Origin of the sequence: Kibdelosporangium banguiense (assembly GCF_017876405.1) — a bacterium.
In the GTDB taxonomy this organism is placed as follows: Bacteria; Actinomycetota; Actinomycetes; order Mycobacteriales; family Pseudonocardiaceae; genus Kibdelosporangium; species Kibdelosporangium banguiense.
Map to the genome: position 1 here is coordinate 2,468,192 of NZ_JAGINW010000001.1, position 22,814 is coordinate 2,491,005.

Here is a 22,814-nt window from a genome sequence, read left to right on the forward strand (position 1 = left end):
ATGGTATACCAGATCTGATCTGTTGGAAGGGGTCTTGTGAAGCCAGCGGCGTTCACTTACCACCGTGCGTATGACGTGAACGACACGATCGAGCAACTGGCCGAACTCGGGCCGGACGCCAAGATCCTGGCCGGTGGGCAGAGCCTGGTCGCGATGATGAACTTCCGGCTGGCTCGGCCGAGCGCGCTGGTGGACATCACCCGCGTCGCCGGCCTCGATTACCTGGAACGAGACGTCAGCGGTCTCCGGATCGGCGCGCTGACCAGGCATCGGACCGTTGAGACGACCAAGATCGACGGATTCCGCGTGCTGTCGAAAGCCGCGCGATGGATCGGCCACTACCCCATCCGCTGCCGCGGCACGTTCGGTGGCAGCCTCGCGCACGGCGATTCGACAGCTGAGTGGTGCATCCTGGCCGTGTTGCTCGACGCCGTGATCGTGCTGCAAGGCCCGGCGGGGAAACGTGAAGTCGCGGCCGAGCAGTTCTTCCACGGCTTCTTCATGACCGCGGCCGAGCCGGACGAGATGATCGTGGAGGTCCGCTTCCCCAAGCCGGCCCCGCACGCCGCACTGACCGAGTTCTCCCAGCGTCAGGGCGACTTCGCGATCGTGGCAGCCAGTGCCCGGCTGGACCTGGCCGAGAACGAGGTACTCACGTCGAAGATCGTGCTGGGTGGTGTGGCCGAGAAACCCAAGATCGTCGAGATCGATCTGGCAGGCCGGCCCGCCACCGAGGAGACCTGGCGCGCGGCCGGGGAAACCGCTGCGGCGCAGGTGAATCCGCCGTCCGACGGGCACGGCAGCGGTGAGTACCGCAAGAAACTGACGGCGACGCTGGTCGCCCGTGCACTGGCGGAGGCTGCGGCATGACGGCGTGGGTCGGGGCGCGAGTACCTCGAAAAGAAGACCGCCGGATGCTGTTGGGGCGCGGTCGTTTCGTCGCCGACATGGTTCGCGCGGACACGCTGCACGTGAGTTTCGTCCGCAGCCCGTTCGCCGCGGCCCGGATCAAGTCGATCGACGTCAGCAGGGCGAAACGGGTCGACGGCGTTGTGGATGTGTTGACCAGCAAGGACTTCGGCGATCCGTTCCTGCGGTCGGTGCTGGAGCGCGACGAGTTCAAGCCGACCGAGATGCCGATGCTGGCCGGTGACCGGGTCCGGTTCGTCAGCGAGCCGGTGGCGGTCGTGATCGCGGAGGACGCGTACTCGGCGGAGGACGGCGTCGAGGCCGTCGAGGTCGACTACGACACCGATCCTGTCGTGATGGACATCGCCACCGCGCTCAAGGCGGACACTGAGGTCCACAGTGGAACCGGGAACTGCCTGGTCGACCTGGTCATGTTCGACGATCCCGCGCTCGACGGGATCTTCGCGCAGGCACCGTTGACGATCAGTGTGACGTTCTCCAGTGCGCGAGTCTCCGCGTTGCCGATGGAAGGCCGGGCGACGCTGGCGGAGTGGGACGACCGGGACGGCCAGGTCGTCGTGCACACCTCGACACAGGTGCCGCACCAGGCCAGGTCCGGCATCGCGCAGGCGTTGAACATCCCGGAGCGTTCGGTCCGGGTCATCGCGCCTGACGTAGGCGGCGGATTCGGCCAGAAATGCGTGGTCAGCCGCGAGGAAGTCATCCTGGCGGCGGCCGCGATGCGGCTGCGCAAACCGATCGTCTGGGTGGAGGACCGGCAGGAGAACCTGACCGCGTCCGTGCACGGTCACGAGCAGGAGTACGACGTCCAGGCCGCGTTCGCCGAGGACGGCCGGATCCTCGGCCTGGCCGCGGATGTCCGCTGTGACATCGGGGCCTACTCGGTGTTCCCGTTCACCTGCGCGGTCGAACCGTTGATGGCCGCGACCGAACTGCCTGGCATCTACAAGGTTCCGGCGTACCGGGCGCGGGGACGCGGCTTCGCCACGAACAAGGCCCCGACCGCGCCGTACCGGGGCGTGTCCCGGCCGCAGATCGTGCTCGTGATGGAACGGCTGATGGACAAGGCCGCCGCGAAACTGGGCATCGACCCGGTGGAGATCCGGCGCCGCAACATGATCCTGCCCGGCGAGTTCCCGTACACCGGCATCAACAAGATCAGCTACGACGAGGGCAGCTACCTGGAGTCCCTCGACCTGACCGAAAAGAAGATCACCGAAGCCGGCTGGTACACCGAACGGGACCAGCTGCGGGAGCAGGGTCTCTACGCGGGCATTGGGTTTTCGTGCTTCTCCGAGCGCACGGCCTATGGCACGCCGACGATGTCGCAGCGCCGAATGCGGATGACCCCGGGGTACGACACCGCGCACGTGCGGATGGACCCGTCCGGCGAGGTGATCGTCACGACCGGGACCTGCGGGCACGGCCAAGGACACGAGACGACGTTCGCCCAGATCGTCGCCGACCAGTTGGGCGTGCACCCGGACCAGGTCCGGCTCAGGCAGGGCGACACCGATCTGACGTCGTACGGCTGGGGCACGTTCGGCAGCCGGTCGATCGTGATCGGCGGTGGCGCCGCTCGTAAGGCCGCCGATGTGGTGGCCGGTCAGCTCAGGAAGGTCGCCGCGCATCTGCTTGAGGTCAGCGAGGACGACGTCGAGTTGAAAGCCGGCGCCGCGGGAGTCCGGGGTGTGCCGGACGTTTCGCTGCCGATCGCCGAACTCGCCCGGATCGTGCACTTCCAGACGCACAAACTGCCCGAAGAAGTCCGATACGGCCTGGAGGCACGGGAAAGCGCGGATCCGCCGGGCACGTTCTCCAACGCGTGCCACGCCGTGCTCGTTTCGGTGGACCCCGGAACGGGCGAGATCCGGGCCCGCAGGTTCATGGTCGTGGAAGACTGCGGGGTGATCATCAACCCGTTGGTGGTGGACGGCCAGGTGCGCGGCGGTGTCGCGCAGGGAATCGCGGCCGCGCTCTACGAACGGATCACGTTCGACCCCGAAGGGCAGCCGACCACCACGACACTGATGGACTACCTGGTACCGACCGCGACCGAGATCTGCCCGATCGAGATCCACCACCTGGAGACGCCCTCGCAGTTCAGCGAGAACGGCTCGAAGGGCATGGGCGAGGGCGGCACGATCGGCGCTCCCGCGGCGGTGCTGAACGCGGTGAACGACGCGTTGGCGCACACTGGCGCCGAGTTCGACCACATTCCTGTTCTGCCGGAGGACGTGCTGAATTGACTTTCTCCCCAGGCCTAAACTTGAGGACGGGGGATTCCAACTCTCGCGGGTTGGGTTTCCTGCTTCACAGGCGACTGCCTCGCCGGCCGTTGCCGGGTTGGTCTGACACCGCCTCCACAGGCAGTGACCGCCAGCCCGGCGGCCAGAATGGTGCGCGACGCGTTCACGTCGCGATCATGCGTGACACCACACCCGGGACATGTCCATTCCCGCACGCCCAAGGGCAAGGTGTCGAGCAGCAGTCCGCACTCCGAGCAGGTCTTGCTCGACGGGAACCACTGGTCAACCGCGATCACCTCGCGGCCATACCAGGCTGCTTTGTACTCCAACTGGAAACGGAACTCCCACCATGCGGCGTCGGAAATAGCGCGTGCCAGGCTGCCGTTGCGCAGCATGCCGGACACGTTCAGGTCCTCGATCACGATCGTTTGGTTCTCACGAACGAGCCGAGTGGTCAGTTTGTGCAGAAAGTCTCGCCTGCGGTCGGTGATCCGAGCGTGGATCCGCGCGACCTTCTGGCGGGCTTTGGCCCGGTTGCTGGAGCCTTTCTGCTTACGTGCCAGACATCTCTGAGCCAGCGCGAGCCGGACGCGATCGCGTTTCTCGTGCCGCGGGTTGATGAGCTTCTCTCCGGTGGACAGCGTCACCAGGCTGGTGATCCCGGCGTCCACACCGACCGCGGCGTGTGTGGGCGGCAGGTGGGCGATGGTGGTATCGACGAGAATCGACACGAACCAACGCCCAGCACTGTCTCGGGACACGGTGACAGTGGACGGCTCCGTCCCTTCAGGCAGCGGACGCGACCACACGATCGCCAGCGGCTGATCCATTTTGGCCAGCGTCAGCTGGCCGTCGCGCCAGCGGAACGCCGACCGGGTGTACTCCGCCGATGCCTTTCCCCGCTTCCTGCCCTTGAACCGCGGGTACTGTGCGCGTTTCTCCCAGAAGTTGACGAACGCGCCTTGCAGGTGCCGCAGGCACTGCTGCAACGGCACCGACGAGACCTCATTGAGGAACGCGAGGTTCTCGGTCTTCTTCCAGCCGGTGAGCATCGCGGAGGTCTCGGCATAGTTCACTCGCCGCTGCTCGGCGTACCACGCGGCCGTCCTGGTTTCGAGTGCCTTGTTGTACACCAGCCGGACACAGCCGAATGTGCGCAGCAACTCCTGCTCCTGCTGCACCGTCGGAGAAAAGCGGTATTTGTAAGCCCGCTTCGCCAGCGTCTTCGACACGCCTTACAGCCTGACAAGCCTGCATGTGAACGTCGTGAAGGGGCTGGTCCTGGCGGGGACAGGTTCCTCCCTACGGCTGAAGCTGAGGATCTCCGCCGATTGGAGTTTCGATGAAGGACATCCATCTGATCGCGCTGACGGTCAACGGCAAAGAGCACGAAATCGTGGTCGAGTCCCGGCGCACTCTCGCCGACGTGCTGCGCCACGATCTCGGCTACACCGGCACCCATATCGGGTGTGAACACGGGATCTGCGGCGCGTGCACGGTTCTGCTCGACGGCGAGCCGGTGCGGGCCTGCCTGGTGTTCGGCGTACAGGCCGACGGTTGTGACGTCCGTACGGTCGAGGGCCTGTCCGACGGCGAGGAGCTTTCCGATCTGCAGAAGGCTTTCAGCCGGTGCCACGGCCTGCAGTGCGGGTTCTGCACGCCCGGGTTCCTGATGCTGTCCGAGGCATACCTGGCTGAAAAGGACGGTGTGCCAGACGAGGCCGAAGTGCGCGAGGTGGTGGCGTCCAACCTCTGCCGCTGCACCGGATACCAGGGCATTGTCGAGGCGGTCCGGCAAGTCGCCGAGGAGCGCGCGGGATGACGTTCATCGGCGAGCGGCTGCCACGCAAGGAGGATCCGCGGCTACTACGTGGTCTTGGCCGGTTCGGTGACGACCAGGACCGCCCCGGGCAGCTGTGGATGCGTGTGGTCCGCTCGCCGGTCGCGCACGGCCGGATCGTGTCGATCAGCGCCCCGCCAGGCGTGATCACAGCCGCGGACTTGCCGTCTGACCTGCGAATTCCGGTTCGGTTGAAGGTTCAGGACATCGACCTGGACGAGTTCCTCCAGCCGGTTCTGGCGTCGCAGACCGTGCGGTACGTCGGCGAGCCGGTCGCTGTGGTGCTGGCCGACGACCCGTATGAAGCCGAGGACATCGCCGAGCAGGTCGAGATCGAGTTCGACGAGCTCCCAGTCGCGGTCGAGACTGGCGATGGTCAGCTGGCCGCGGAGTTCGAGCTCGGTTACGGCGACGTCGAGCAGGCTTTCCAGAACGCCGACCATGTCGTGGAGATAGAGTTCGACGTCGGCAGGCACAGTGCCGTCCCGCTGGAACCGAGGGCGCTGCTGGCCGACGTCGACCCGGCGACCGGCGCGCTGCAGATATTCGGCATGACAAAGGTGCCGGTGTTCAACCGGGACGTGCTGAGCCGGATGCTCGGCATCGACGAGAACCTGATCCACGTGCACGCCATGGACGCCGGCGGCGGCTTCGGCGTGCGCGGTGAGTTCTATCCCGAGGATTTCCTCGTGCCCTGGCTGGCCCGGAAACTGTGCAAACCGGTTAAGTGGGTGGAGGATCGTGCCGAGCATCTGGTCGCGGTCAACCATTCCCGCCAGCAGCGGCATGTCGCGGCGGCGGCGTTCGACAAAACCGGAACGCTGCTTGCCTTGCGTGACGAGGTTCTGCACGACAACGGTGCCTACGCCCGTACCCACGGGATCATCGTGCCCGAGCTGACTGTGGCGATGTTCCCTGGCCCGTATAGAGTTCCGGTGTTCAACGGCCGGATTCGCGTGATGCTGACCAACAAGACCCCCTGCGGGACATATCGTGCCCCAGGCCGATTCGAAGGCACCGCGGTGCGCGAGCAGCTGCTCGACGTGGCCGCTGACCGCCTCGGCATCGACCGCGTCGAACTGCGCCGCAAAAACCTGCTGGCCGCCGGGGAATTGCCGCACACCAGGGAAATGAGCACGCTCGGGACAGACGTGGTGCTCGATTCGGGTGATTACATCGGCCTGCTGGACAAGGCGATGGTCGAGGCCGACCGGCTCGGCTATTTCGCCGAGGTGGAGAAGCTGCGTGCCGGCCGTCAGGCCGGGCTCGGCGTGGCGATGTTCCTGGAGAAGAGCGGTCTGGGCCCGCAGGAGACGGCTGATGTGATGATCAGCCCGTCCGGCGATGTGCGCGTCCATTCGGGTGGAACATCGCTCGGCCAGGGCATCGAGACGGCGCTCGCGCAAGTCACCGCGGACGCGCTCGGCGTCGATCCGGCCGTGATCACAGTGATCAACGGCGACACGAATCTGCAGCCGTTCGGCGGGGGTTCGTGGGCATCGCGGTCGACCGTTGTCGGCGGTAGTGCTGTGCACCGCGCGGCTTTGGCAGTCCGCCAACGGGCGGTAGAAATAGCGTCGCGGATGCTCGAAGTCGCCGAAGAAGATCTTGAGGTGCGTAACGGCGCCATCGGTGTGAAAGGCGCACCCGGTTCAAGTGTCACGTTCGCGGATGTTGCCAAGGCGTGCCGGCCGGGTAGTCCCCATTTGCTGCCGGACGAACCCGCCGGCCTGACCGAACGCCGCCGCTTCGAGGTCGAACACATGACGTATCCGTACGGTGTGCATATCGTTCTGGTGGACGTGGACGCTGCAACGGGACAGGTGAAGGTGCTTCGCTACCTCGTGGCGTACGAAGTCGGCCGGGCGATCAATCCGACAATGGTGGAAGGTCAGCTACTCGGTGGTGTCGCACAGGGGGTCGGGGGCGCTTTGCTGGAGGAGTTCCGGTACGACGACGCCGGGCAGCCACAGGCGGTGACGTTCATGGACTACCTGATGCCGACCGCGGCCGAGCTGCCGCCGATCGACATCCTGGTGGCGCAGGACGCACCAGCGCCGGGAAACCCCTTGGGGGTCAAGGGTGCGGGTGAAGGTGGGCTGACCGCGGCCGGTGCGGCCATCGCGGGGGCGATCCGGGACGCGCTGGGCCTCACCGGTTCGGTGGGGTGTTTGCCGATGACCGCGGAGCGGGTGCGCGGTCTCATCAAGGAGGGGAAATGACGGAGCCGACGTTGAACTACGTCAGCAAGACCGACATGGTGGTCGCGCTGATCCGCGAGCTGATCATCACCGGCGAACTGCCGGCCGGAAAGCAGCTCAGACAGCGTGACCTCGCCGCCCGGTTCCACGTCAGTCAGACCCCCGTCCGCGAGGCGATGCGCAGACTCGAATCCGAAGGCCTGGTCGTCGGCGACGCCCACCGAGGCTTCACAGTCGTCGAAGCCGACTCCGGCTCGACCGAGGAGAACTACCAGATCCGCGCCGCCCTCGAATCCCTCGGCGCGGCGCTGGCCGCCCCCAAGGTCGACGAAGCAGGCCTCGCCAAACTGACCCAGCTCAACGACCGCATGCGCGACCTCGCCGAGAACGACCCCGCATACCCGGAGCTGAACCGCGAATTCCACTTCACCCTCTACGAATACGCCCACAGCCCCCTGCTGCTGTCCCTGATGCGCCTGCTCTGGCAGGCCCTGCACGGCGGCCCCCGCGTAGCCCGCAGTCACGCCGAATCCATCAAACAACACGAACAGATCATCGAAGCCCTCCGCCAAGGCGACGCCGAAGCCGCCCGCAAAGCCACCTACGAACACATCATGGGAGCCGAACCCCTCGACTGAGACCCCTCAGGCCGCACTGCTGAGCCGGAGCCGTCCTTGCATGCAGGCCAGCGTCAGGTCCAGCCGGGAACGGCAGCCGGTCCTGGCGAACAGGCGGGTGAGGTTGTTCTCCACCGTCTTCTCGCTCATCCCGAGCGTGCCCGCGATCTGCGGTGTCAGGCGGCTGTGATCGAGGATTTGTCAGCGCTTCATGACGAGTTGGGGCATCAGGCACGGCAGTGGGGCGAGCTCGTGGCGAGACTCCGGAGACATTCGTAACGGAACCTGGTATACCAGTTGGTATATCAAGTCGGAGGGTGGTCTGTGGTGGGGATTGAGACCGACGACGGGGTGTTTCTGCACGTAGAAGAGGCTGGGTCGGGGTTTCCTCTGCTGTTCGTGCATGAGTTCGCGGGGGATCACCGGAGCTGGGAGCCTCAGGTCCGGTACTTCTCGAACACTCATCGATGCATTACCTACTCGGCGCGTGGCTATCCGCCCTCGGATGTGCCGACTGATCCTGCGGCGTATTCGCAGCAGCGTGCGGTCAAGGACGCGATCTCTGTTCTCGATGCCCTGAAGGTTGAGAAGGCCCATGTTGTGGGGCTGTCGATGGGTGGTTTCACTACGTTGCACCTGGTCCTCAACCACCCGGACCGGGTTGCCTCTGCGGTTGTCGCGGGTGCGGGTTACGGAGCGCAGCCCGAAAGGCAGGAAGGGTTTCGCGCGGAGTGTCACGCGACTGCGGACAGCTTTGAGCACAAGGGTGCTGCCGAGGTGGCGAAGTCGTACGCCGTCGGGCCTGCGCGTGTGCAGTTCCAGAACAAGAATCCGCGTGGTTGGGCCGAATTTGCTGAGGGGTTGGCTCAGCATTCGTCGCTTGGCTCGGCGCTGACTATGCGGGGTGTGCAGGCTTCGCGGCCTTCGTTGTATGCGCTTCGGGATGAGCTTGCGAAGGTTGAGACGCCGGTGCTGATTGTGGTCGGCGATGAGGATGAGGGCTGTCTGGAGCCGGATCTCATGCTCAAACGCACTATCCCGACGTCTGGGCTGGCTGTTCTGCCGCAGACTGGGCATACCGCGAATCTTGAGGAGCCGGACCTGTTCAACGCCGTTGTCGACAGGTTCATCTCGGCTGTGGACCGTGGCTCGTGGCGCCGCCGCGACCCGCGGTCACTTAGCGGCGCCACCATGTAGCTCGGTTCCGTAGCGGGCCAGGACTTTGGCGCGCAGCTCAGGATCGTTGCGGGGCACGGGTTCCAGGAAGATCTCGGACAGTTCCGGGAACTCGGCCCGCAGTTCGCCGTCGATCCGGACGCATGCGCGTTCCAGGTCGGCTGCGCCCAGCGAGTCGTCGAAGTCCAGCCGGGCGCACACCAGCACGCTGTCGGTTCCAGTGGTCATCGTCAGCAGATCGACCACGGCCTCGACTTCGGGCGCTTCGCGCAATCGCTTGCCGATCCCGCGAACCAGGACTGGGTCGGCCTGACGGCCGATCAGCAGCCCGAGGTTGGTCCTGCACAGCAGGTACGCCACGCCAGCCAGCAACAGCCCGATCATCAGCGACGCGATGCCGTCCGCGAGCTGCGACCCGGTGAGCTGGTGCAGGCCGATGCCCGCGAACGCGATCAACAGTCCCAGCAGCGCCGCACTGTCTTCGAACAACACGGTCTTGGACGTCGGATCGTCGCTGTGGCGCAGGTATTCCACGATTGTCCGGCTCTCGGCGCGGGCCTCCCGGCGCGTCTGGCGGACCGCCTGCGCCCACGAGACCGACTCCAACGCGAACGCGATCGCCAGCACGATGTAGGCGACTATCGGCGACTCCTGCTCGACCGGTTCGCCGAAAATCGCGCTGAATCCCTCGTAGAACGAGAACACCGCGCCCGACACGAAGATCGACACCGCCGCCAGCAACGACCAGAAGTACCGCTCTTTGCCGTAGCCGAAGGGATGCGCGCGATCGGCCGGACGCTCCGAGCGGCGCAAAGCGGTCAGCAGCAACGCCTCGGTGAACGTGTCCGCGACCGAGTGCGCCGCCTCGGCGAGCATCGCGGCCGAGCCGGTGATCAGCCCGGCGATCAGTTTCATGGCCGCGATCGCCAGGTTGACCAGCAGCGCCAGGACGACGGTGAGGGTGCTCTCGCCGCCCGGTTTCTCCTCGGGTGAGCTCACAGTTCGGCCAGCGCGGAGCCGATCGCACGGTGGAACGTCGGGTACGCCAGGATCATGCCCTTCAGTGTGCTCGTGGGGACCTGTGCGTGCACGGCGACCAGAAGCGCGCCAAGGATTTCCCCGGCGCCGGGCCCCACGGCCGACGCTCCGACCAGGACACCGCGGTCGGCGTCCTCCACCAGTTTGATCAACCCGTCGTTGCCGAGCTTGTGGATGTATCCCCTGGACGAGTCGGGCAGTTTGGTCAGGCCGACGCGGACGTTGATGCCCTGTTTCTCGGCCTCGGCCTGCGTCAGACCGACCGACGCGACCTCGGGATCGGTGAACGTGGCGTGCGGAACCGCGTGGTACTGGGCCTGCGGGCCGTCCTCCCCGAGGATGTCGGCTGCCGCGATGTCCGCGTGGTACATCGACATGTGCGTGAACGCACCCTTGCCGACGATGTCGCCGATCGCCCACACCTTGTCCGCCGCGCGCATCCGTTCGTCGACGTTGATGACCCTGCCGTCGTCGGGGATGCCGGCGGCCTTCACACCGAGCGCGCTCAGGTCCGTGGTTCGGCCCGTCGCAACCAGAAGCTGTTCCGCGGTAAGCGTTTCGTCGCCGACCTGGAGGTGGAAGTTGGTGCCGTCGTACTCCACTTTGGTCGCGCGTGAACCCGTGACCACGCGGATGCCCTCGCGCTCGAACACCTCGCGGAGCAGGTCGCTCGACTCGGGCTCGTCGTTCGGCAACAACCGCGGTCCGGACTGGACAAGCGTCACCGAAGCGCCGAACCGGGAGAAGACCTGCGCGAACTCGCAGCCGACCGGCCCGCCGCCCAGCACGATCAGCGACGACGGCACAGTCTCGGTGGCGACCGCCTCCCTGTTTGTCCACAATGGAGTATCGGTCAGCCCGTCGATCGGCGGGATCGCCGGATCGGTCCCCGGGTTGAGCACCACGCCCTTGCGAACGCGGAACACCTTGTCGCCGTCCGAAGTGGAGACAGTGACCTCGTCCGCGCCGGTGATCTTGCCCCAGCCGCGCTCGAACCTCGCCCCGGAGGCGAGCAGCCGGTCCACTGCCACCTGGTCGTTCCAGTTGTCCGTGGCGTCGTGACGGACCCGTGCCGCGACCGGCGCCCAGTCGGGCTTGATCTGCACGGACCCGGCCAGCTCGTTCGCGCGGCGTGCCTCAGCCAGGGCGTCCGCTGCCCGGATCATCATCTTTGTCGGAATGCAGGCGTAGTACGGACATTCGCCGCCGACCAGCCGGGCGTCCACGCCGACAACCGACAGTCCGGCCCTGGCGAGCCGGGCGGCGATTGCCTCACCGCCCGGACCCAACCCGATGACGACGACGTCCACATCCTCAACAGTCATGGCCACACCCCACCACGAATGCGGCCTCAGCGCGACTAGCGCTTCACGGCGAGAATCTGCATATCGGCTGCCCGCGCCGGCGGCCTTGCTTCTCAGGGCCCGCTGTCACCCGGTTTCCTGCAGATCCAGCAGCTCAATACCCGCGCTCGATCAGGTGGAAGGTGCGTTCTCCCTGGTCGGCTCGGGTTTCGGCTGGCCGCGTTTCACCGCTGTCAGCAGCAGCTGCGACACGTCCACGACCTCGATGCTCTCCTTGGCGGTGCCGTCGCTCTTGCGCTGGGTGAGGCCGTCGTTGAGCATCACGCGGCAGAACGGGCAGCCGGTGGCGATCTTCGTGGGCGCCGTGCCGAGGGCCTCGTCCACGCGCTCGACGTTGATCCGCTTGCCGATTCGCTCTTCCATCCACATCCGGGCGCCGCCGGCACCGCAGCACATCGACTTGTCGCCGTGGCGCGGCATTTCCCGCATGGACACGCCCGAAGCGCCGATCAGCTCACGGGGTGCCTCGTAGACCTGGTTGTGGCGGCCCAGGTAGCACGGGTCGTGGTAGGTCACGTCCTCGGCGATCGGGGCGACCGGCACCAGCTTGCGTTCGCGCACCAGGCGGTTGAGCAACTGGGTGTGGTGCACGACCTCGAACTGGCCGCCCAGCTCCGGGTACTCGTTGCCGAGGGTGTTGAAGCAGTGCGCACAGGTGGCGACGATCTTCTTGACCTTGCGGCCTTCGAAGACCCCGTTGAGGACCTCGACGTTCTGCTGGGCCAGCATCTGGAAGAGGAACTCGTTGCCCGCCCGCCGGGCCGGGTCGCCGGTGCAGGCTTCCTCTGAGCCCAGCACCACGTACTTCACGCCCGCGATGTGCAGCAGTTCCGCCACCGCGCGGGTGGTCTTCTTGGCCTTGTCCTCGAACGCGCCCGCGCAGCCGACCCAGAACAGGTACTCGAAGTCCGCCGAGCCGTCGTAGACCGGGACCTCGAAGTCCAGGTCCTCGGTCCAGGCCAGCCGGTCGCCGGCGTTCTGGCCCCAGGGATTGCCCTTGTTCTCCAGGTTCTTGAACATGCCGTTGAGCTCGGCCGGGAAGTTCGACTCGATCATCACCTGGTAGCGGCGCATGTCGACGATGTGGTCCACGTGCTCGATGTCCACCGGGCACTGCTCGACGCAGGCGCCACAGGTGGTGCACGACCACAGTGCGTCCGGGTCGATCACGTCGCCGATCAGGGCCTTCTCCGACTCCGCCAGTGCGAGGACGTCGATCCCGGCGTGCGAGTCCAGGCCGATCTCGTCGCCTGCCATGTCCCGGCGGCCACCGGCCAGCAGGTACGGCGCTTTGGCGTAGGCGTGGTCGCGCAGTTGGGTGATGACCATCTTGGGGGACAACGGCTTCTCGGTGTTCCACGCCGGGCACTGCGACTGGCAGCGGCCGCATTCGGTGCACGTGGTGAAGTCCAGCCAGCCCTTCCAGGAGAAGTCCTCGACCTTGCCTGCGCCGAAGACGTCCTTCTCGGGGTCGGCCTCCTCGAAGTCCAGCGGCTTGCCGCCGCTCATCATCGGCTTCAACGCGCCGAGCGCGGTGCCCTCGTTGCGCTTGAAGTAGATGTTGAAGAACGCGGTGAACCGGTGCCACGCCACGCCCATGGTGGTGTTCAGCGAGATCACGATCAGCCAGATCATCGCGCTGAAGATCTTCATCGCGGCGAACACCGAGACCAGCGCGGGTTCGGCGGGCAGCAGCGAGCCGATCAGCTTGGACACCGGCGCCGACCACGTCGGCACGTCGAAGTAGCCCGCGGCGTACTTGGCGGCACGGATGCCCATCACGCCAAGGCCTTCGATCAGCACGATCGCCTCGACGAAGTACGCCCGGCCCATCCGCGAGCCGGTGAACCGCGACTTGCGGCCCTTGAAACGCGGGTGGTTGCTCAGCCGGATGTAGACCAGGCCGAGGATGCCCAGGACGGTCGAGATGCCGAGCAGCTCGACGAACAGGTTGTACGGTCCCCAGTGCCCGATCACGGGCAGGTCCCAGCTGGGCACGAACACCTCGCCGTACGCGGCGACGACGCTCAGGATCAGCCCGCCGAACCCGGCCATCACGAACCAGTGCAGCACCCCGACGTGGCTCCACTTGAGCATCCGGGTGTGCCCCAGGACCTCTTTGAGCATGGTCCCCAGCCGACGGCCGAAGGGGCCGTTGCGCGTCGAGTCCGGCTGCCCGAGCCGGATCGTGGCCAGCATCTTGCGCACCGTCATGGTCGTCATGACGACCGCGACCGCGGTCAGCAGTGCGCAGACGATCCCGAGGATCAGCCCCAAAGCTGTCATGGCGGGGACGGTAACCGAAGTTACTCGTCAGTAACCAGTCCAGCGTGATCTGGATCGCGCAAATTGGCAAACTATTGGGACGATAGTCCCGTTAACTCGGCTAAACTGGCCAGCATGCACCCCTACCTGCTATTGAGCATCGCGATTGTGGGCGAGGTGTCGGCGACGACGGCCCTGAAGCTGTCGGAGAACTTCTCGAGACTCGTGCCGAGCGTCGTCGTGGTCGTCGGCTACGTCGTCGCCTTCGGCGTGCTGAGCAAGCTGCTCAAGGACGGATTCCCGGTCGGCGTCGCGTACGCGATCTGGGCCGCCGCGGGTATCGCCGCGGTCGCCTTGATCGGGGCGTTGTTCCTGGGCGAACCGATCAACTGGACGATGGCCGGCGGCCTGCTGCTGGTGATCGGCGGCGTCGTGATGCTCGAACTCGGCAGGGCGCACTGAGGTGATCGGACAGCAGGTCGACGGCCGCAAAGCCCGGGGTGACAAGCGGCGGCAGGATCTCATCGCGGCGACGCTGCGCGTGATCGAGCGCGACGGCGTGGCCGGGGTGACGCACCGGACCGTCGCGAAAGAGGCCGGGGTGCCCACGACGTCGACGACGTACCACTTCGCAAGCCTGGAAGACCTGCTCGTCGCCACGCTCACAGCGTGCGCGGACAGTTTCGCCTTCGCGGTACGGGATCTGGTGGAGCGGGCCCGGATCAGGGGAAGTCAGGGTGCCCGCGAGGTCGCCGAGATGATCGTGGAGTCGCTCGGCCCACAGCGCGGCCGGACCATGGCCGAGTACGAGCTGTACCTGTTCGCGGCCCGTCGTCCGGCGCTGCGCCCGGCCGCGCGCCTGTGGCTTGACGTGCTGACAAGCCTTGTCCAGCACGACGACGAGGTCGCGTTCCGGGCTTTCCTGGCCGGCATGGACGGCCTGCTGATGCAGGGCCTGATCGACGACGAGCCGCCGACCGTGGCGGAGCTCGAACCGGTGATCGCCTACCTCATGCGACCCTCAAAACCCTGATCTTGATCACCCAGGGCTGTGCCCGGATGGCGTGCGGCCTGGAAACCGAAAAGCTTTGCGGCATGAGGAAAACCATCATCGCGACGATGACCGCGGCCGCTGTTGCCCTGACCGCGATCCCTGCGAACGCCGCGACTGTGCCGCCGGTCAACGAGGACGCCCTGAAAGCCGCGATCTCCGGTTTACCCAGCCCGGACACCACAGGTGCACTCGTCCGGATCACTGGCTCCGGTGGCCAGTGGAGCGGTGTGTCAGGCGTCTCCGACATCACCACGAACGCGCCGGTGAACCCGAACGGCTCGTTCCGGATCGGCAGTGTCACCAAGGTCTTCACCGCCGTGCTGGTCCTGCGACTGGCCCAGGAGCGCAAGATCGACCTCAACCAGCCGGTCCAGCGCTACCTGCCGGGCGTGCTGCCCGCGGACTACCCGCCGATCCCGGTGTACACGCTGCTGGACCACACCTCCGGCCTGCCGCACATCGACATCCCGGAAATGGCCGACCCACAGTGGGTGTCCGACCACCGGTTCGACAGTTGGAGCCCCAGTCAGGTGCTGGCCACCGCCACCAAGCACCCGCACGAGTTCACGCCCGGCAGCGCGCAGAAGTACAGCAACACCAGCTACATCGTGGCCGGCCTGCTCGTCGAGAAGGTGACCGGACACTCGTACGCGAGGGCTGTGCGTGAGCGCATCACAGACCCGCTGGGCCTGTGCCACACCTACTACCCCGGCAACGACCCCCGGTTGCCGAACCCCGCGGCGCGCGGCTACGTCACCGTGAACGGCAAGCTCGTCGACATGACCGAGATGAACCAGTCGATCCCGTGGGCGGCCGGCGGCATCATCTCGACGGCTGAGGAACTCGACAAGTTCATCACGGCCCTGTTGGGTGGCAGGCTGCTTGGCCCGGCCATGATGGACCGGCTGTTCACAGTCCCGAATGTCGAGACGGTCAACAACGGCGGTCCGGCCATGTACAGCCAGGGCCTGCAGACCATCACGCTTAACGGCGTGACGATGTGGGGCAAGACCGGCAGCCGTTACGGCTACTCCAGCGGTGTGTTCGCCACGCGTGACCTGGCACGAAAGGCCGTCTACTCGGTGAACGCGACCACCAAGTCGACCGAGGGCCAGCCCAAGATCGTGCTCAGGATCGCCGACGCGGCCACTCGCTGAGATCAGCCGGATTCCTCCAGGGCCGGTAGTTTCGCTTAGGTGATGGGACTGCCGGATGCGATCAAAGCCCTGCTGTTCGATCTCGACGGAGTGCTCACCGGCACCGCCGAGTTGCACCGGCAGGCCTGGAAACGGACTTTCGACGATTTCCTCACCCATCGGGACGGGCCGGGTTTCCGGCCCTTCACCGATCGGGACTACCTGGATCATGTGGATGGCCGGCCGCGCGCCGACGGGGTACGCACGTTCCTCGAGTCGCGCGGCATTCATCTGCCCGAGGGCAATCCGGACGATCCGCCCGGCGAGGGAACGATCAACGGCGTCGGCAACCGGAAGAACGAGCTGCTGCTGTCGATCATTCAGAACGAGGGCGTCCGGCCGTATCCCGGGTCGAGGCGTTACCTCGAGGCCGCACGGGACGCCGGGTTCAAGATCGGTGTGGTGACCTCGTCGGCCAACGGCGCCGCAGTACTGGAAGCAGCGGACCTGACCCAGTTCGTCGAAGCCAGGGTGGACGGCCTGACGATCACCTCCCAGGGGCTGCGCGGCAAGCCGGCGCCGGACTCGTTCCTGGCCGGTGCCAAGGCTTTGGGCGTGTCACCGGCCGAGGCCGCGGTGTTCGAGGACGCGTTGTCCGGCGTACAGGCCGGGCGTGCGGGTAACTTCGGGTTCGTGGTCGGTGTGGACCGCGCGAACCAGGCCGATGCCCTGCGGGAGCACGGCGCGGACGCCGTCGTTGAAGACCTCGCCGAACTGCTGGAGCCGTGATGGACCCGAGTTACGAGATCTCGCCGTGGCAGCTGCGCTGGCGTGGCCTGGACCTGGAAGCCTTGCGCCGCACCGAGTCCACCTTCGCGCTGTCCAACGGGCACATCGGCCTGCGCGGTACGTTCGAGGAAGGCGAACCGCGCGGCCTGCCCGGCACCTATCTCAACGGTTTCTACGAGCAGCGGAAGCTGCCGTACGCCGAGGCCGGTTACGGCTTCCCGGAGGACGGCCAGACAGTCGTCAACGTCACCGACGGCAAGATCATCCGCCTGCTGGTCGAAGACGAGCCGCTGGACATGCGTTACGGAAGCGCCCCGCAGCACGAGCGCACCCTCGACTTCCGGTCCGGCACACTGCGCCGGCGCACCGAATGGATCTCGCCGACGGGCCGTCGCGTCCGGATCACCACCGAGCGGCTGGTCTCCTTCACGCAACGCGCGATCGCCGCGATCCACTACACGGTGGAGCCGTTGGACGACAAGATCCAGCTGGTGGTCCAGTCCGATCTGCTGGCCAACGAGCCCATCCTGTCGCGCACCGAGGATCCGCGCGTCGCCGCTGCCCTCGACCAGCCGCTGGTCAGCGACTTCGCATGGGCGGAAGGCACCCGCGCGGTGCTCGCGCACCACACGCGCCAGTCAGGCCTGCGGATGGCCGCGACCATGGACCACGAGGTGCATCTCGACGACGACGGTGTCCGGTCGGAGATCAGCGCGAGCGCCGATCTCGCGCGCCTGACCATCGCGGCCGATGTGCCCAAAGGCGGCAAACTCAGCCTGACCAAATATCTCGGATACGGCTGGTCCAGCCAACGCTCGTCACCCGCGCTGCGCTCCCAGGTCGAAGCCGCGCTGGTCGGCGCGTTGCAGACCGGGTGGGACGGTCTGCTCGCCGAGCAACGGGCCTTCCTGGACGAATTCTGGGACACTGCGGACGTCGAGATCGAAGGCGACGCCGAGTTGCAGCAGGCTGTCCGGTTCGCGCTGTTCCACGTGCTGCAGGCCGGTGCCCGCGGTGAGTCCCGGGCGATCCCGGCCAAGGGCCTGACCGGGCCCGGCTATGACGGACATGCCTTCTGGGACACCGAATCCTTCGTGCTGCCGGTGCTGACGTACACGATCCCGGACGCGGCCCGCGACGCCCTGCGCTGGCGTCACACCACTTTGGACCAAGCACGTGCCCGCGCGGAAACGTTGTGCCAGAAGGGCGCCGCGTTCCCCTGGCGATCCATCAACGGCGACGAGTGTTCCGGCTACTGGCCTGCCGGTACGGCGGCGTTCCACATCAACGCCGACATCGCCGACGCGGTCACCCGCTACCTCAATGCCACCGAGGACCGGGAATTCGAGGTCGAGTGCGGACTCGAACTGCTGGTGGAGACCGCTCGGCTGTGGATGAGCCTCGGCCACCACGACACACACGGCAACTTCCGGATCGACGGCGTGACCGGCCCGGACGAGTACACCGCCGTCGTGGACAACAACGTCTACACAAACCTGATGGCGCGCAAGAATTTGCGCTCCGCGGCAGCGCTCGCGGAACGGCACTCCGAAGAAGCGCACAAGCTCGGCGTGGACGAGGAGGAAACCGCGCGCTGGCGTGACGCCGCCGACGCGATGGTCGTGCTGTACGACGAAGAACTCGGCGTCCATCCGCAGTCGGAATGCTTCACCCAGCACGCCCGCTGGGACTTCAAACACACGTCAGCCGAGCGTTATCCGTTGCTGCTGAACTATCCCTACTTCGACCTGTACCGCAAACAGGTTGTCAAACAAGCAGATCTCGTGCTTGCCCTGCACCTGTGCGGCGACGAGTTCACGCCTGAGCAGAAAGCCCGTGACGTCAACTACTACGAGGCCCTGACTGTGCGCGACTCGTCCCTGTCGGCCTGTACCCAGGCAGTCATGACAGCCGAGGTCGGGCATCTTGAGCTGGCCTACGACTACTTCGCCGAAGCCGCGCTGACCGACCTGCACGATCTGCATGACAACGTGCAGAACGGACTGCACATCGCCTCTCTCGCAGGCGCCTGGATCGCTTGTATCGCAGGCTTTGGCGGCATGCGTGACCACAACGGAAAACTCACGTTCGCACCACGGCTGCCCGAGGAGCTTGCCAAGATCGCCTTCCGGATGTCCTTCCGGGACAGCCGGATCGGTGTCGAAGTCCGCCCCGAACGCGCGGCATACCGCCTGTTGTCAGGCAAATCGCTGGAACTGGCACACCACGGCAAACAGTTCACCCTGGCGAACGAACCCGTGATCCTGCCGATCCCCGCCCCACCGGCCAATCCCACGCCCCACCAGCCCCACGGCCGCGCCCCCGCCCGCCGCCGCCCCCGCTGAGTTTTGCCCCCAATGCCACATTGGGGACACACCTCGGGCTGGTCCGAATGGGGGTAGGGGCACCTCCACCGGGAAAGTGATGCCAACTCCAGGGCGCGGGACGACGCCGATCAGTAACTTCCTTGCTGAGGATCCACTCAGGGTCGGCTACCCGGGTCGGCTCCGGGTGGTCCCGGATGCCGCGGCGCAGCCGGTCTCAATAGGTTCGGATCGTCACAACGGAGCTGATGAAAGCAGGAGTGGGGATGTCTCGTCGACGTGTTGTGCTGGGGGTCTGCGCGATCGGTGCCGGGACGTTGCTGCTTTCCGGGTGCGATGGCTTCCGGGCGGCTTCGTCGCAGTTCAGCGACGACACAGGTGTGCAGCAGAAGGTCACGGCGGTACGGCTGGAGACCGGGTCGGGCTCGGTCCGCATCAAGACCGGGGCACAGCCCACCATCCACCGGACGGTCTTCTACGTCAGCGACAAACCAGGGCAGACCTTCCGGTTCGAGGGAGACACCCTGGTGCTCGAGGACTGCAAGCGGCGCAACTGCTCGGTGGACTACGACGTCACGCTGCCGGCCGGGGCCAAGGTCATGGGGGAGGTCGGCTCCGGAGAGGTCGAGATCACAGCGATGACCGAGGTGGGGGTTGAGGCCAGGTCCGGGGACGTCCGAGTCAGGGACGTCCCCGGCCCGGTCACGGTCAACGTGTCCTCCGGCCGGGCGGAGCTGAGCGGGCTCGCGCAGTCCGCGGTCGTCGAGGCCGGCTCGGGGGACGTGGTGATGTCCAACGTCAAAGGAGACGTGACGGTCCTGTCGCGCTCCGGTGAGGTCGACGCGTCCGGGATCGGCGGCAAGGCCTCGATCGACAGCTCGTCGGGGGACGTGAAGCTCACGATGGCGTCCGCGCAGAACGCGAAGGTGACCGCGAGCAGCGGGAACATCCTCATCCGGGTGCCGCGCGGCAATGCCTACAAGCTCGATGCGCGGACCAATAGCGGGGAGCGCAACGTCAACATCGACACGAGCCCGAGCTCGGCCAGCGTCCTGCAGCTGAACGCGAGCAGCGGCGACATCACAGTGGACTACAGCTGAGCGGGAACAAACCCGCTTACCCGCTCGTTGGCCTGTCAGAAAGGTTGAGCGGCTCTCGCTCAAGTCTGATTTGACCGGCGTAGACTCTCGGTAGCAGACTTGAGCCGCACACGCTCAAGGGAAAGAACACTACCGGGAGGATTCCATGGCGCGAGCGGTCGGCATCGACCTGGGGACGACCAACTCTGTCGTCGCCGTTCTCGAAGGCGGTGAACCGACGGTCATCGCCAACTCCGAGGGTTCGCGGACGACTCCGTCCATTGTCGCCTTCGCCAAGAACGGCGAGGTGCTCGTCGGCCAGCCGGCGAAGAACCAGGCGGTCACCAACGTGGACCGCACCATCCGTTCGGTCAAGCGGCACGTCGGAAGCGACTGGAAGACCGAATCGATCGACGGCAAGACCTACACCGCGCAGGAGATCAGCGCGCGGGTGCTGCAGAAGCTCAAGCGCGACGCGGAGTCCTACCTGGGCGAGCAGATCACCGACGCGGTGATCACCGTCCCGGCGTACTTCGAGGACGCCCAGCGGCAGGCCACCAAGGAGGCTGGCCAGATCGCCGGCCTGAACGTGCTGCGGATCGTGAACGAGCCGACCGCCGCCGCCCTGGCCTACGGCCTGGACAAGGGCGAGAAGGAGCAGACCATCCTGGTCTTCGACCTCGGTGGCGGCACCTTCGACGTCTCGCTGCTGGAGATCGGCGACGGCGTGGTCGAGGTCCGCGCGACCAGCGGCGACAACCACCTCGGTGGCGACGACTGGGACCAGCGCATCGTCGACTGGCTGGTGGACAAGTTCAAGCAGTCCAGCGGCATCGACCTGACCAAGGACAAGATGGCGCTGCAGCGCATCCGCGAGGCCGCCGAGAAGGCGAAGATCGAGCTGTCCAGCTCGACCAGCGCCAACATCAACCTGCCGTACATCACGGTGGACTCGGACAAGAACCCGCTGTTCCTCGACGAGACGCTGACCCGTGCGGAGTTCCAGCGGATCACCTCCGACCTGCTGGACCGCACCCGGGCGCCGTTCCACAACGTGATCAAGGACGCCGGGATCAACCTCGGCGACATCGACCACATCGTGCTCGTCGGTGGCTCCACCCGGATGCCGGCGGTGACCGAGCTGGTCAAGGAGCTGACCGGCGGCAAGGAGCCCAACAAGGGCGTCAACCCGGACGAGGTCGTGGCCGTGGGTGCCGCGCTGCAGGCCGGTGTGCTCAAGGGCGAGGTCAAGGACGTCCTGCTGCTGGACGTCACGCCGCTGTCGCTGGGCATCGAGACCAAGGGTGGCGTGTTCACCAAGCTCATCGAGCGCAACACCACGATCCCGACCAAGCGCTCGGAGATCTTCTCCACCGCCGATGACAACCAGACCACTGTGGGCATCCAGGTGTTCCAGGGTGAGCGGGAGTTCGCGGCGCACAACAAGAAGCTCGGCACGTTCGACCTGACCGGGCTGCCGCCCGCCCCGCGTGGCGTGCCGCAGATCGAGGTCACCTTCGACATCGATGCGAACGGCATCGTGCACGTCTCGGCGAAGGACCTGGGCACCGGCAAGGAGCAGTCGATGACCATCACGGGCGGCTCGGCGCTGCCCAAGGAGGACATCGACCGGATGGTCAAGGACGCCGAGGCGCACGCGGAGGAGGACAAGCTCCGCCGCGAGGAGGCCGAGACCCGCAACCAGGCCGAGACGCTGGTCTACCAGACCGAGAAGTTCCTCAAGGACAACGAGGACAAGGTCCCGGCCGACGCCAAGGAGAAGGTCAACGCGGCGATCCTGGAGGCCAACGAGGCGCTCAAGGGCGAGGACACCGCCAAGATCAAGGCCGCGGTGGAGAAGCTCTCCCAGGAGTCGCAGGCGATGGGCGCGGCGATGTACGCGTCGGCCAACGCGGCCGGTGGCGCCGGTGAGGGAGCCTCGGCCGGTGGCGCGGGCACTCCGCCGAAGGACGACGTTGTTGACGCCGAGATCGTCGATGAGGACGAGAAGAAGTGACCGACCAGGTACCGCACGACAACAGCAATTCTGCTGAGGACCCCCGCGTGGTGGTGCGTGACCGTCGCCGGATCGACCCGGACACCGGGCAGGTCCGGACCGTGACCGAGGAGGTGCCCGTCGACGCGGCGGGCGCTCCCGAGGGCGGCAAGCACGCGGCCAGCGACGAGGTCCCGGTCGAAGGCGAGGTCGTCAGCGAGGAGCCGTCTCCGGAAGCCTCCTTGCAGACCCAGCTCGACGAGCGGACTGCGGACTTGCAGCGGCTGCAGGCCGAGTACGCCAACTACCGCAAGCGGGTGGACCGGGACCGGGAGACCGTGGTCTCGTCGGCCAAGGCTTCGGTGGCCGGTGAGCTGCTGGCTGTGCTCGACGATGTCGAGCGGGCCGCGGCGCACGGCGACCTGACCGGTGCGTTCAAGGCTGTGGCGGACAAGCTGACCGCCACGCTGCAGCGCGTCGGGCTCGAGGCGTTCGGCCACGAGAACGAGGCCTTCGACCCGGCCGTGCACGAGGCCGTGCAGCACAGCACGTCCCCGGACGTGCAGGGCCCGACCGTGACCGCGGTACTCCGCCGCGGGTACCGGTTCGGCGAGCGCACGCTCCGCCCGGCACTGGTGGCCGTGACTGATCACGAGCCCGGCGCCGAGCAGAAGCCGGTCGAAGGCGAATGGTTGGAGCCGTCCGAAGGCAACGCCGGTGGCGAGTCGGCGGACCGTAACTAGTAAGGCGAAGGGA

The 22,814-nt window shown here is 66.5% G+C and carries 19 protein-coding genes; 14 read left to right on the forward strand and 5 right to left on the reverse strand.

Annotated elements, in window-relative coordinates; translation table 11 throughout:
* The first annotated feature begins 36 nt into the window (after positions 1-36).
* Together JOF56_RS11805 and JOF56_RS11810 are read left to right on the forward strand one after the other, a co-directional pair.
* Entirely contained in the window at positions 37-870 is an 834-nt protein-coding gene (locus JOF56_RS11805; protein ID WP_209637186.1) for an FAD binding domain-containing protein, read from the forward strand.
* 44 nt (positions 871-914) lie between these two features.
* A complete protein-coding gene (locus JOF56_RS11810; RefSeq protein WP_245378240.1) occupies positions 915-3,179 on the forward strand; it encodes a xanthine dehydrogenase family protein molybdopterin-binding subunit in 2,265 nt (754 codons plus the stop codon).
* Positions 3,180-3,193: 14 nt separating this feature from the next.
* Here JOF56_RS11810 and JOF56_RS11815 read toward each other — a convergent pair whose 3' ends face one another.
* Positions 3,194-4,411, reverse strand: coding sequence for an RNA-guided endonuclease InsQ/TnpB family protein (locus JOF56_RS11815; protein WP_307855053.1), 1,218 nt, complete (start codon positions 4,409-4,411; stop codon positions 3,194-3,196).
* Between the two features lie 110 nt (positions 4,412-4,521).
* Between JOF56_RS11815 and JOF56_RS11820 the strand changes: the two genes are divergently transcribed.
* Genes JOF56_RS11820 through JOF56_RS11830 form a run of 3 tightly spaced genes read left to right on the forward strand, consistent with a single transcriptional unit; the run spans position 4,522 to position 7,858 of the window.
* Positions 4,522-5,001, forward strand: coding sequence for a (2Fe-2S)-binding protein (locus JOF56_RS11820; RefSeq protein ID WP_209637189.1), 480 nt, complete (start codon positions 4,522-4,524; stop codon positions 4,999-5,001).
* Positions 4,998-7,241 (forward strand): xanthine dehydrogenase family protein molybdopterin-binding subunit, encoded by a 2,244-nt coding sequence (locus JOF56_RS11825; RefSeq protein WP_209637191.1) that lies wholly within the window; start codon positions 4,998-5,000, stop codon positions 7,239-7,241. Before JOF56_RS11820 ends, JOF56_RS11825 begins: the two co-directional genes overlap by 4 nt.
* The gene (locus tag JOF56_RS11830; RefSeq protein ID WP_209637193.1) at positions 7,238-7,858 is read left to right on the forward strand and encodes a GntR family transcriptional regulator; all 621 of its coding nucleotides are present in this window, start codon (positions 7,238-7,240) and stop codon (positions 7,856-7,858) included. The genes JOF56_RS11825 and JOF56_RS11830 overlap by 4 nt, the downstream gene beginning before the upstream one ends.
* 6 nt (positions 7,859-7,864) lie before the next feature.
* Here JOF56_RS11830 and JOF56_RS59475 read toward each other — a convergent pair whose 3' ends face one another.
* A complete protein-coding gene (locus tag JOF56_RS59475; RefSeq protein WP_307855785.1) occupies positions 7,865-8,035 on the reverse strand; it encodes a LuxR C-terminal-related transcriptional regulator in 171 nt (56 codons plus the stop codon).
* A 129-nt stretch (positions 8,036-8,164) separates the two neighbouring features.
* Here JOF56_RS59475 and JOF56_RS11840 point away from each other — a divergent pair, with 129 nt between their 5' ends.
* Positions 8,165-9,034 carry an alpha/beta fold hydrolase gene (locus JOF56_RS11840; protein ID WP_307855054.1) on the forward strand — a complete coding sequence of 290 codons (870 nt, stop codon included), beginning with the start codon at positions 8,165-8,167 and terminating at the stop codon, positions 9,032-9,034.
* On the opposite strand, the gene JOF56_RS11845 is transcribed toward JOF56_RS11840, so the two are convergent.
* The 3 genes from JOF56_RS11845 to JOF56_RS11855 all read right to left on the reverse strand — a co-directional run bounded on the left by JOF56_RS11845 (position 9,011) and on the right by JOF56_RS11855 (position 13,701).
* A complete protein-coding gene (locus JOF56_RS11845) occupies positions 9,011-10,012 on the reverse strand; it encodes a cation diffusion facilitator family transporter (protein WP_209637198.1) in 1,002 nt (333 codons plus the stop codon). The two genes, JOF56_RS11840 and JOF56_RS11845, sit on opposite strands and share 24 nt — an antisense overlap.
* Positions 10,009-11,376, reverse strand: coding sequence for a dihydrolipoyl dehydrogenase family protein (locus tag JOF56_RS11850; RefSeq protein WP_209637200.1), 1,368 nt, complete (start codon positions 11,374-11,376; stop codon positions 10,009-10,011). Before JOF56_RS11850 ends, JOF56_RS11845 begins: the two co-directional genes overlap by 4 nt.
* Positions 11,377-11,526: 150 nt before the next feature.
* Positions 11,527-13,701: a (Fe-S)-binding protein gene (locus JOF56_RS11855; RefSeq protein WP_209637203.1), complete on the reverse strand. Its 2,175-nt coding sequence runs from the start codon at positions 13,699-13,701 to the stop codon at positions 11,527-11,529.
* 114 nt (positions 13,702-13,815) lie between these two features.
* On the opposite strand from JOF56_RS11855, the gene JOF56_RS11860 reads away from it, so the two are divergent.
* The 8 genes from JOF56_RS11860 to grpE all read left to right on the forward strand — a co-directional run bounded on the left by JOF56_RS11860 (position 13,816) and on the right by grpE (position 22,801).
* Complete coding sequence (locus JOF56_RS11860; protein ID WP_209637205.1) at positions 13,816-14,142, forward strand: DMT family transporter; 327 nt, start codon at positions 13,816-13,818, stop codon at positions 14,140-14,142.
* A 4-nt stretch (positions 14,143-14,146) separates the two neighbouring features.
* Entirely contained in the window at positions 14,147-14,713 is a 567-nt protein-coding gene (locus JOF56_RS11865) for a TetR/AcrR family transcriptional regulator (protein ID WP_209648192.1), read from the forward strand.
* Positions 14,714-14,775: 62 nt separating this feature from the next.
* On the forward strand, positions 14,776-15,891 hold the full coding sequence (locus tag JOF56_RS11870; RefSeq protein WP_209637207.1) for a serine hydrolase domain-containing protein: 1,116 nt from the start codon (positions 14,776-14,778) through the stop codon (positions 15,889-15,891).
* A gap of 39 nt (positions 15,892-15,930) precedes the next feature.
* Positions 15,931-16,659, forward strand: a complete 729-nt coding sequence (locus tag JOF56_RS11875; protein WP_209637208.1) for an HAD family hydrolase — start codon at positions 15,931-15,933, stop codon at positions 16,657-16,659.
* On the forward strand, positions 16,659-19,004 hold the full coding sequence (locus JOF56_RS11880; RefSeq protein WP_209637210.1) for a glycoside hydrolase family 65 protein: 2,346 nt from the start codon (positions 16,659-16,661) through the stop codon (positions 19,002-19,004). The genes JOF56_RS11875 and JOF56_RS11880 overlap by 1 nt, the downstream gene beginning before the upstream one ends.
* 245 nt (positions 19,005-19,249) lie before the next feature.
* The gene (locus tag JOF56_RS11885; protein ID WP_209637212.1) at positions 19,250-20,083 is read left to right on the forward strand and encodes a DUF4097 family beta strand repeat-containing protein; all 834 of its coding nucleotides are present in this window, start codon (positions 19,250-19,252) and stop codon (positions 20,081-20,083) included.
* 145 nt (positions 20,084-20,228) lie between these two features.
* Positions 20,229-22,079, forward strand: a complete 1,851-nt coding sequence (gene dnaK / locus JOF56_RS11890) for a molecular chaperone DnaK (RefSeq protein ID WP_209637214.1) — start codon at positions 20,229-20,231, stop codon at positions 22,077-22,079.
* Complete coding sequence (gene grpE, locus JOF56_RS11895) at positions 22,076-22,801, forward strand: nucleotide exchange factor GrpE (protein WP_209637216.1); 726 nt, start codon at positions 22,076-22,078, stop codon at positions 22,799-22,801. Before dnaK ends, grpE begins: the two co-directional genes overlap by 4 nt.
* Positions 22,802-22,814 lie beyond the last annotated feature (13 nt).